Origin of the sequence: Alteromonas sp. ALT199 (genome assembly GCF_018619335.1) — a bacterium.
Taxonomy (GTDB): domain Bacteria; phylum Pseudomonadota; class Gammaproteobacteria; order Enterobacterales; family Alteromonadaceae; genus Alteromonas.
This window is the reverse complement of record NZ_JAHHDX010000080.1, coordinates 1-1,569: the sequence shown is the minus strand read 5'-3', so window position 1 is coordinate 1,569 and position 1,569 is coordinate 1. Positions and strand designations below refer to the sequence as shown.

The following is a 1,569-nucleotide window of genomic DNA, read 5'->3' as shown; positions in this document are numbered from 1 at the left end:
CAGTAGAAATATCAATTTTCTTAACTTTGCCGTTATCGACAACGAATACACTATGACTGTCGTCAATAGTGACTAGTGCTCTGCGGGGTAACAACGTAGCGTTAGCATGGGTAGCGTATTCAAGAGACACATCGGTAAACATGCCAGCTTTTAACTTGTTATCTTCGTTGGGTACTTTTAACGTTACTTTGAACGTGCCGGTGGTTGCATCGATGACAGGGCTAATACGCTCAACGCTTGCCGTAATAGTTCTGTCACCCAAGGCTGTCACAGTCAGCATTGCACCTTGCCCAATCACTACGTTTGGTAGCTCATTTTCAGGCAGATACACAATGCCTTGAAGATTACGCTGCTGAACGATATGGAACATTCTCTCCCGTTGAAACGATTCAGTCAGGTTGCCTACTTTGGCATTCCTTTGTGCAATGTATCCATTAATTGGTGCCGTGATCGTGGCTTCTTTTAAATCAAGTTCAGCTAAGCGTACAGACGCTTTAGCTGATTCAAATTGCGAAGTCAGTTTGTCGTAAGTGTCATCACTGATAAGCTTTTTGGAATAAACTTTATTAACCTTCTCTAGCTCACTTTCAATGCCGGCTAAATCAGCCAATGCTTTTGATAAGTTTAGCTCGTAGCGGCGCTTATCAAGCTGGGCCAGTACCTGACCTTTTTCAACGTAATCACCTTCTTCTACGAAAATTTCTTCAATAATTCCAGACGCTCTCGCAACCACAAACGCTTCTTCACGTGCTTCTAAAATGGCGGTTGTATCGTAAGTGGATGTAATGTCACCGGTAACAATGGTTTGGGTTTCAACGGGAATAGCAAAAACGGTTTCTTCAGCTTTGGTAGCGTTGGCTTGGTCATCAATAGCATCGGCATCGGAACATGCGGTCATCGAAAGAGTAAGAGCAAGGATAGCACTTCCAACAAGTAGCTTAAGAGATGTTGGCGAAACCGGAATTGAAGATTGTACTGATGAAAGAAAGGTGTTGCTGTGTGTTGTAGATTCCATGGTCAATAACCCTAACGTAATTGTAGTTATATAATATTGACCATATACAGCAGCTAATATGCCAAAGATGCTAATCAACGTTAATTGTTATTGATTTCAACGGCTTGTAAGTGAGGGGAGAGGTTTTAACGAAAAGGCCAACCTTGTTGGTTGGCCTTTTATACTAATGCTTAGTAAGAATCGCTAAAAAGAGGTTGGTTCTACTATTGTTTATTAAACCAAAGTATAGCTTGTGGTGATTTCGACATTACCTGTCAGCATTAGCATGACAGAACAGTATTTTTCTGCAGAAAGTTGCACAGCGCGAGCTAGGGCTTTTTCGTTAATGCCTTCACCTGATACAGTGTAATGCGCGTGTATTTTGGTAAATACACGTGGTGGCTCTTCAGCGCGTTCAGCTTCTAATTCACAGTTGCATGCTTCAATATTAAAGCGACCTTTTTTTAGAATATCTACAACGTCAATACTTGAACATGCACCAACCGCCAATAGCACTGATTCCATCGGCGATACGGCCTTACCGCTACCGTCCATTACTGTTTTGTAGCCGCTGT

Annotated in this window: 2 protein-coding genes; both read right to left on the bottom strand. The window is 42.2% G+C overall.

The window, feature by feature from the left end; genetic code table 11:
* Positions 1–1,015 (bottom strand): efflux RND transporter periplasmic adaptor subunit (locus KL866_RS08075; RefSeq protein WP_251139915.1); only part of this gene is annotated, 1,015 nt, incomplete at its 3' end.
* 213 nt (positions 1,016–1,228) lie between these two features.
* Positions 1,229–1,569: OsmC family protein (locus KL866_RS08070; RefSeq protein WP_214994514.1), on the bottom strand; the 341-nt coding region annotated here is incomplete at its 5' end.